Below are 9,168 nucleotides of genomic sequence, written 5' to 3'. Positions count from 1 at the left end.
TATGAGTTATGAGTTATGAGTTATGAGTTATGAGTTATGAGTTATGAGTTATGAGTTATGAGTTATGAGTTATGAGTTATGAGTCTAATGCTTAACCACCATATTTAATATATAGTTTGTCATTTCGACCGAAGGGAGAAATCACACACGAAACTCGACAAAGATTGGCGACCATCTTTGCGGAATTCCTAGTGTGATTTCTCCCTTCGGTCGAAATCACAAAACAATGATTTTCATATTATTTCAAAATAGAAATAGCCCGTGGTTGAAACCACGGGCTATATTTGAAAATCGGATTCTAGTTATTTCTCCCTTTGGTCGATAAAACTATCCATTTTACTCTTTCAAAACATTATTTTGCGGAGCCCATTTTTTCTGCCAAGCTGTATATTTTTTCAAAGCTTTTTCAGGTCTGTATGTATACCAAGCATAACCGCTTCGTCTTTCTCGGCTTACTTCTGCGAGTGAGTATAATATTTCGCTATTACGGTCAGAAAATAATGGTCTATGTGTTTTTAATTCATAGTAGCGTGTCCAAATTGGTGGCGCTGTCGAGTCGTTTACCACTCTTACATCATTTTTGATTTTTTTGTATTTTGATTCCATTTCTGGAGCTTCAAAACTTTCGACCCTGGTATTATAAATTTTAGAATCCTCAAACCATTTTACAGCACTTTGCACGGCATTAATAATCTTTTCATTCGGCTTATCAATGTCCATTAAAAACAAAACAACATCAACACTTTCAGCGTTGCAGATGCTTGGCGGTTCAAATTTACGAGCCCAAGCAGGTTCAAGTGTTATTTCATCGTGTTGTTGGCACCAAGCGGTTAATTTTCCATTGTCTTTAATCTGCATTTTTAAAATACAATCGAGTCCCTTTTCATAGGCTGCAGTCACTTTTTTTCTAGTTTTAGCATCAATAAAAGCATAATCAGGGTCATTGTTTACAATCTTTTTCAAGAGATTCATAATTCCCATATAAGCTCCATCATTAAAAGTAATATGGCGACTATATCCTTTTTCCAGCGGATAATATTGTGGCCAGCCTCCGTTTGGATATTGTGCTTTTAAAGTGAAGTTTATACCGCGCAGACAACCGTCTTTATATCTCGAATCTTTTGTTAGTGTATAGACCTGTGCCAGATAATGGATATGTGTATAAGTCGTTTCATTATCAAAAGTTGTATGTTCAATATTTTTCGTTTTAACGACACTATCAATCTGTTGTGGCGTCAAAATGGCTTTCATGTCATAATTCTTTGGCCATCCGCCATTGTCACGCTGAAAATATAAAATATTATCGGCGATTTTGGTGTAATCCGTTTCAGCATATTTCGGCTGATTCGGAATCGGATTTATGATATTGGTTTTATCCTTAATAAAATACCAGTGATTGGTGCCGTCTGTAAAAGGTTTTGTACTGATTTCACTCGATTGTGCAAGACTACATAAAAATGAAAACATACAAAAAGCTGATAAAAGCAATTTTGAGCGAATTGCAGAATTTACTTTGAACATATCAACCAAGATTTTAGAATTTTACCGATTTTTTAGGCACATCTTTTCCAACTGTTGTCGTTTTAGATAAGCCAGTTAAATCAACATTTTTGGTTACTCCTCCATCAATTGTAATCGCATTTGAAGAAGAAGGATTAAATGTTACATTCTTTAAAGAAAGATTTTGAGCATTGTAAATCTCAAATGCATTTTTAGCCTCAATATCTAATTGTAAGTTGTTTAATTTTATTCCTTTAGCATCAATAATTGAAAAACCTTTTTCGGCTTTCGCAATTAAGTTCGTGATTTCAATATTTTCTAAATTCATTTCAGGAAGACCTTGTAGAAATACTGCCTGTTGAGCACCCTTAATGGTAATGTTTTTAATCGAAATATTTTTGAATTGAGGTGTTTCAACCGTTACAGGCATTGCTTTGTTGACAACTTTGTCTCCGCCTTCTTCTAATGTTTCAGCAATAGATTTTCCGCCGTAATACAAATTGAAAGAAATAGCCTGAGATGGAATATCAGTCATATACACATCAGAGATAAAGATGTTTTCAACTACGCCACCTCGTCCTCTTGCGCTTTTAAAACGTAAACCAACATCAGTTCCCATAAAAGTGCAGTTTGAAACATGAAGGTTTTTTACACCGCCAGACATTTCGCTTCCAACGGTAACTCCACCGTGCCCATGGTATACAATATTATTCCTTACAATAATGTTTTCGCAAGGAACACCTCTTTCGCGTCCGTCTTTATCTTTTCCGGATTTAATGCAGATGGCATCGTCTCCCACGTCAAAACTTGAATTTTCAACCAATACATTCTTACAGCATTCCACATCAAGACCATCACCGTTTTGAGAATACCAAGGATTACGAACGCTTACATTTCGAACAATCAAATCTTCAACCATAAAAGGGTGAATATTCCAAGCGGGAGAATTCTGAAAAACAGGTCCGTCAAATAAAACCCTTTTGCTGTTTTGAATGCTGACCATTACCGGACGAAGAAAATCATGAATTTTTTCGAAATCTTCTTTCGTTTTTAAGTCCAGACGCACATTTTGGTCAGCACCTTTAGATGCATTCATAAAAACTTCTGAAGGATACCAGCTTGTTTTGTCTTTATTTAAAACGCCTCCTCTTGCAATAACTTCTTTCCATTGGCTGTCTGTTACTTTACTTTTTTTAACCTGTCTCCAAACTTCTCCAGAACCGTCCCAAACGCCAGTTCCGGTAAAAGCAATATTTTCAAGATTTTTACCGTAAATAGGAGAGATGCAACGCCAAGTATTTAAACCTTCAAAATTAGTTTCCACTAAAGGATACAAACTTTTGTCTGGAGAAAATTTTATTAAAGCTCCTCTTTCTGCATGCATCTCAATATTGCTTTTTAAGATAATCGGACCTGTGAGCCAGATTCCTGGTGGAATTACCAATTTTCCGCCGCCTTTTTTAGACAATGCATCTATTGCATCTGCAAAAGCTTTTGTGTTTAAAACATAACCGCCGTTTACAGCACCAAAGTCTTTAAGATTTACGGTATTGTTTGGAATGACAGGTTCATTTATTTTAGACATTTTAAATTCGATGTTGCTATAGCTATCTTCCGAAGAGCTATTCTGAGCATTAAGGTTTTTCGGGCTACAGCAGAGCATAAATGCCATTGCTAGTGCAAAAAAGTTGAGTCGGTTAGTTTTCATTGTTAGTAATTTTTTGTTGTTTATTTTTATGGATGTGAAAAATTAGTCGCACATAAATAATAATATTTAAATGTAATCGATTACACAAATCTATTAAAAAATTTGGATTAACCATAAGTTGGTTTCGTAAAATTAAGTTAAACCAGTCACTTGAACTGTTTTAGTACAATTTACAATGGATTTTGCATGAAATATAACATTTTGCTTCAAAGCATAAGTGTAGACTAATTCGGTTTCTTGCAAGAAATACAGGAGGGTACAGGATGCCAAAAATTTTATGTTCGTTTAAATTGGACGAATTATTTGGTAAAAGTGTTAAAAATACATTTATTTGTAAAATTAATAGTATTTAAATTGAATGCCTCATAAATTTACACCAAGAAAATAATCAAAAATCTAAATAATGCGCTTACATTCTGTTACTAAACTACTCGTTGTCTTTTTCTTAATCTTCGCATCATTCTCTGTGAGTGCTGCCGAACTATGGGTTTCCACAAAAGGGAGCGATAAAAATTCGGGAACAAAGGAAAGTCCGCTGGCAACGGTTCACATGGCGATGCGAAAAGCCAGGGAACTTCGTCGTTTAAAAGACCCATCTATAAAAGACGGCGTTCGTATCATTGTAATGGACGGAACGTATTATTTAAATGAACCATTATTTGTACGTCCTGAAGATTCGGGAACAGCAGAAAGTCCGACGACAATTGTAGCCGATATAAATGCAAAGCCTATCATAAGCGGCGGAATCGAAATTAAAAATTGGACAAAATCGACCACTATTATAAACGGCCTAAAAAAAGGGGCTGTCTGGGTGGCTGATGCTCCTAAAAAAGCAGGAAGCATTATTGATTACAGACAATTGTGGGTAAACGGCAAAAAAGCGGTAAGAGCCAAAAACACTGCTGGAACCACAATGGAACGTATTCTATCTTGGAATCACGAAGAGCAAACCTGCTGGATTCCGTTCAAAGATAAATCGGTGAAGTTTGAGCCTGGAATGGAAATGTTTATTGTACAATGGTGGTCGAATGCCAACTTGCGTATCAAAAATATTGAAGTACAAAAAGATAGCGCGAAACTTTCGTTTGAAGAACCAGAAAGCCGTATTCAAAGCGAGCATCCGTGGCCGGCACCGTGGATTTCTAAGAATAACGGAAATTCAGCTTATTTCTTAAACAATGCTTTTTCGCTTTTAAATGAACCTGGCGAATGGTATTTGGACAAGAAAAATGCTAAAATCTATTATATTCCTAGAGCTGGAGAAGATATCAATTCGGCTGTTGTAACTGCGCCTGTTTTAGAAAATCTAGTGGAAGTAAAAGGTACAATTGATTCGCCTGTGCATCATTTTCAGTTTAAAGGAATTTCGTTTCAGTACAGCAACTGGCTTCGTCCTTCACAGCAAGGTCATGTGCCGTTGCAGTCAGGTTTATATTTGTTAGACGCTTATAAATTAAAACAACCGGGAACGCCAAATCAGGCGAATTTAGAAAATCAGGCTTGGGTGGGAAGACCTCGTGCTGCGGTTGAAGTAAATTATGCTAATAATATTCAGTTTGAATCGTGTCGTTTTGAGCATTTGGCTTCGACTGGTTTAGATTTGAATAAAGGAACGAATCATAATGCCGTAAAAGGAAACTTGTTTAAAGATATTGGCGGAAGTGCCATTAACGTTGGAATTTTCTCTGAAGAAGCTTTCGAAGCACATTTGCCTTTAATAATAAAAGATGAAAGAGAAATGTGTTCTGATGAAGTAATCGCTGATAATTTAATCACCAACGTAACCAATGAAGATTGGGGAACTTTAGGAATTAGTGCTGGTTTTGTTCGAAATATTACGATTGAACACAACGAAATTTCGGATGTATCGTATTCTGGAATTGCGATGGGCTGGGGTTGGACGCATACACCAAACGTGATGCAGAACAATAAGATTCTAGCGAATAAAATTCATCATTATGCGAAGCATTTGCATGATGTTTCGGGAATTTACACGCTTTCGGCTCAGCCGGGAAGCCGAATTGAAGAAAATTATATCGATAAGGTTTACAACAGTCCATATGCACACGACCCGTTTTTATGGCTGTATTTGTATACCGATGAAGGAAGTGAAGGTTTCACCATTAAAAACAACTGGATTGCCGAAAAGAAAATCCTTAAAAACCATAATGGACCAAAAGGAAATATCTGGGAGCACAATGATTCGTATGTAAGTTCTAAAATTAAAGATGCAGCCGGAATTAGAGCGCCTTATAAAGATTTAGAAAAAGAAGTCGTAATCGATGAAAAATGGGGATTGCAGGAAATGCCAAAGCCTTATGCCATCGAATTGATAGGTTCTGATTTTGATATCGAAAAAATCAAATCGACTTTGGTTGGATTCAGAATTGTAGGTCAGGAATTGTACCAATGGAAAAATCATTTGGTGATTTACGGAAAAATGAACCAGCCAGAAAGAACAAAAAGAAAATTGGCAGGTGCTTTTCCTTCTTTAGAAATTAAAATCTATGAAGATTTGGTTTACGATTTCCAAAATTTCGAAAGATGTAAAGATTCAAAACCAGCATCAGATTGGGAAAATGTGGTTTTAACTGCGAATCTTCCTGCCGATGAAAAATTGCAAAAAGAATATGTAGAGTATCATAAAACGCAATTTGAAAAATGGCCAGAAGTTGCCAAAGGTTTCTGTAATGCCGATTTTCAGCAATTGCAGGTTTTCAAAAAAGACAGACAATTAATTTTGGTAATTAGTATTCCAAAAGGCGAAAGCTTGGATAAACTAAATCCAAAAACAACTCAAAACAATCCTCGTGTAGACGACTGGAATGCCTTGATGAAAAAATACCAATCTGGAATCGATGGCACAAAACCAGACGAAACCTGGATTTTCTTAAACAAAGTAGAAACGAAATAATATTTAATTTCCTAACAGGTTTCCAAAACCTGTTAGGTTATGTTAAGTTCAAAGCAATATTAGGCACAGATTAGAGGATTTATACAGATTAGAAATCCTTTTTAAGCTTTTAATCTGTGGCTAAAAAACATATCTAACAGGTTTTGGAAACCTATTAGGATCATCACAACTATCAACAATCTAAAATAACCATAACCAATGTTAAAAATAGCCATTCTGGGACTTGGAGAAGGACGAAGCACAATGTCGGCTGCAATAGAAAGTTCAAAACTAGAACTCGTTAAAATATGCGACAGAAATGAAGAAATCTGCAAACAGCGAGCAAAAGAATTCGATTTTCATTCGTACACCACGAATTACGACGATTTATTAAACGATTCGTCAATTGATATTATTGCGATTTATACACCCGATCATCTACACGCACAACACGTAAAGCAAGCATTGTTGCATGGAAAGCATGTGGTTTGTACCAAACCGTTTATCGATGACCTTTCGGATGCAAAAGAATTGTTAGAATTAAGCAAATCGACTGGAAAGAAAGTTTTCATTGGACAAAGTTCCCGTTTCTTCGAACCAGCCAAAAGACAAAGAGCCGATTACGAAGCAGGTTTAATAGGTGATTTAATTACGATTGAAGCGCAATACCATGCCGACCACAGATGGTTTTTAAAGAAAGAATGGTCTCTTTTGCAATCATTTAAATGGCTGTACGGAGGTTTGAGCCATCCTGTAGATTTCATTAGATGGTATTTGCCAAACATTCAGGAAGTAATGGGTTACGGAATGATAAGCAGTAACGGACAATCGGCAGGTTTAAAGAATGAGGACACCATGCATTTTATCTTCAAAGCAACCGATGGAAGAATTGCTCGTGTAAGCGGAGTCTATACGTCTCCAACGCAACCAACACAGCGTGACAGCGGTATGAGCACGATTTTAAGAGCTACTGAAGGAGCGAGCCAGGCCGATTATCACGAATTGCGTTATGCGATTACTGATAGAACGGGAGAAGAAAAAGTAATCACTTGGGGAGACAGTACCATTAAATATTATTTCCGTTTTGAAGGACAAAGTCATCATGGAGGAGAATATCAGAATTACTTAGAATATTTTGTGGACAGCATTGAGCAAGGTTTCGAAGCGTATCCAAATATGGAAGAAGGAATTGGAACCGTAGCTTTATTACAAGCAATGGACAAATCGCTGCAAACTGGAATGCCGGTTAAAATTGCCGATATTCTTAACGAGTACGGACTATGAACAGTATCTACGATAAATTAACCACGCTGGATTTTGTCATTGTTGCGGGTTATTTGGTGGCTTTATTGGTCATTGGATATGTGGTAAGTATGAAGCAGCGAAAGAAAAACGAAACGCTTTTCTTAGCTGGAAACTCCTTAAACTGGTACAGCATCGGGTTTAATATGTGGGGAACCAACGTTGGGCCTTCGTCATTATTGGCTTTTGCAAGTATCGGTTACGCTACCGGAATTGTAGCCGGAAATTTCGAATGGTACGCTTTTGTGTTTTTACTGCTTTTGGCAATGGTTTTTGCGCCAAGATATATTGCCAGTAAAGTAAGCACAATGCCAGAATATATGGGAAAACGCTACGGCGACAGTACACAGAACATTCTCGCTTGGTATGCATTAGTAAAAATATTGGTAAGTTGGTTGTCTTTAGGATTATTCAGCGGAGGCGTTCTAGTTCGTCAGATTCTCGGAATTCCGATGTGGCAGAGTGTTACGGTTTTAGTGATTTTCTCTGGAATATTCACTTTTGCAGGAGGATTAAAAGCTATTGCTAAAGTTAATGTTTTTCAGATGATTCTGCTGATTGTAGTTTCATTAACCCTTTCGTATTTAGGATTGCAGAAAGTGGGCGGCATCGAAGCTTTAGCAGCAAAAACACCATCGAACTTTTGGAATTTAGTGCGTCCTTCTGATGATGCAAGTTATCCTTGGCCGGCTATTTTGTTGGGATATCCTGTTGCCGCAGTGGCGTTCTTCTGTACCGACCAATCGATGGTGCAGAGCGTTTTAGGTGCGAAAAACCTTGAACAGGGACAATTGGGAGTAAACTTTATTGGATGGTTAAAAGTGATGGCGCTTCCATTATTTATTTTGCCTGGAATTTTGTGTTATGCTTTGTATCCTGAATTAGGAGAAAACTCAGATTTGGCATATATGACGATGGTTACGAATCTTTTTCCAAGCGGCATGAACGGTTTAGTAATCTGCGTAATGATTGCGGTTTTGGTGGGAACAATTGGTTCTTCATTGAATGCTTTAAGCACCGTTTTTACGAATGATATTTATGTAAAGAAAATCAACCCGACGGCGACGATTCAGGATCAGATTAAAATTGGTCGTTTAACGATTGCTGCTGGATGTGTATTTGCGATTCTGATTGCCGTTGCGATTGACAATATAAAAGGGCAGAATTTATTCAACATTTTTCAGGCGGTTTTAGGTTTCCTGGCGCCTTCGTTATCTGTTGTTTTTCTTTTGAGTGTTTTCTGGAAACGCACAACCAAAAAAGCCGTAAATGCAACGCTTTCTTGGGGTTCGGCTTTTAGTTTGTTTGTTGGGGTTTTATATCTATGGATTTTCCCTGCCGATAAATATCCAGTTTGGCCTCATTTCTTATTGATTTCGTTTTACATTTTTGCTGTTTTAATGATTAGTGCAGTTATTATTTCTTTAATCGATAGAAATCCAGAAGTGAATGTTTCAGATGAAACGGATATTCCTAAAACTAGTAAAAAAGTGAAGCTGTTGTTTGGTTTGTTGGGGTTAGTGATTTTGGCTTTGTATTTGGTTTTTAATGGACATTAATAAATCAAGAATATCAAACATAGCCCGTGATTTCAACCACGGGAAACGTATTTTGATAAACGTAATGTAATATACTTTGCGTTCCAGTGGTTGAAACCACTGGCTATGTTTTGAAAAGATTATAAATAAAGCAAAGCTATTTCATAAGTTGCCTCCAGTTTTAACTGGAGGTATAAAGCAAGAATAGAAAAAGGCTTTAGCCAAAA

The 9,168-nt window shown here is 36.8% G+C and carries 5 protein-coding genes; 3 read left to right on the top strand and 2 right to left on the bottom strand.

Annotated features, from left to right (window positions below; genetic code table 11):
• Window positions 1-336: 336 nt before the first annotated feature.
• Window positions 337-1,521 carry a pectate lyase gene (pelA, locus tag E0W73_RS11215; RefSeq protein WP_135222167.1) on the bottom strand — a complete coding sequence of 395 codons (1,185 nt, stop codon included), beginning with the start codon at window positions 1,519-1,521 and terminating at the stop codon, window positions 337-339.
• A 13-nt stretch (window positions 1,522-1,534) separates the two neighbouring features.
• On the bottom strand, window positions 1,535-3,208 hold the full coding sequence (locus tag E0W73_RS11210) for a glycoside hydrolase family 28 protein (RefSeq protein WP_135222166.1): 1,674 nt from the start codon (window positions 3,206-3,208) through the stop codon (window positions 1,535-1,537).
• A 403-nt stretch (window positions 3,209-3,611) separates the two neighbouring features.
• Here E0W73_RS11210 and E0W73_RS11205 point away from each other — a divergent pair, with 403 nt between their 5' ends.
• The 3 genes from E0W73_RS11205 to E0W73_RS11195 all read left to right on the top strand — a co-directional run bounded on the left by E0W73_RS11205 (window position 3,612) and on the right by E0W73_RS11195 (window position 8,962).
• Entirely contained in the window at window positions 3,612-6,122 is a 2,511-nt protein-coding gene (locus E0W73_RS11205; RefSeq protein ID WP_135222165.1) for an L-rhamnose mutarotase, read from the top strand.
• A 198-nt stretch (window positions 6,123-6,320) separates the two neighbouring features.
• Window positions 6,321-7,385, top strand: a complete 1,065-nt coding sequence (locus tag E0W73_RS11200) for a Gfo/Idh/MocA family protein (RefSeq protein WP_135222164.1) — start codon at window positions 6,321-6,323, stop codon at window positions 7,383-7,385.
• Window positions 7,382-8,962, top strand: coding sequence for a sodium:solute symporter (locus E0W73_RS11195; protein ID WP_135222163.1), 1,581 nt, complete (start codon window positions 7,382-7,384; stop codon window positions 8,960-8,962). Before E0W73_RS11200 ends, E0W73_RS11195 begins: the two co-directional genes overlap by 4 nt.
• Window positions 8,963-9,168 lie beyond the last annotated feature (206 nt).

It is taken from the genome of Flavobacterium foetidum, from assembly GCF_004634245.1.
Taxonomy (GTDB): Bacteria; Bacteroidota; Bacteroidia; order Flavobacteriales; family Flavobacteriaceae; genus Flavobacterium; species Flavobacterium foetidum.
The sequence above is the reverse complement of the archived record's forward strand: the minus strand, read 5'-3'. Positions and strand labels throughout refer to the sequence as shown.

What these genes read in the sequence shown, in the direction of transcription:
- E0W73_RS11195 (WP_135222163.1), top strand. Translation starts at nt 7,382, where the DNA reads ATGAACAGTATCTACGATAAATTAACCACGCTGGATTTTGTCATTGTT.
- E0W73_RS11200 (WP_135222164.1), top strand. Translation starts at nt 6,321, where the DNA reads ATGTTAAAAATAGCCATTCTGGGACTTGGAGAAGGACGAAGCACAATG.
- E0W73_RS11205 (WP_135222165.1), top strand. Translation starts at nt 3,612, where the DNA reads ATGCGCTTACATTCTGTTACTAAACTACTCGTTGTCTTTTTCTTAATC.
- pelA (WP_135222167.1), bottom strand. Translation starts at nt 1,521, where the DNA reads ATGTTCAAAGTAAATTCTGCAATTCGCTCAAAATTGCTTTTATCAGCT.
- E0W73_RS11210 (WP_135222166.1), bottom strand. Translation starts at nt 3,208, where the DNA reads ATGAAAACTAACCGACTCAACTTTTTTGCACTAGCAATGGCATTTATG.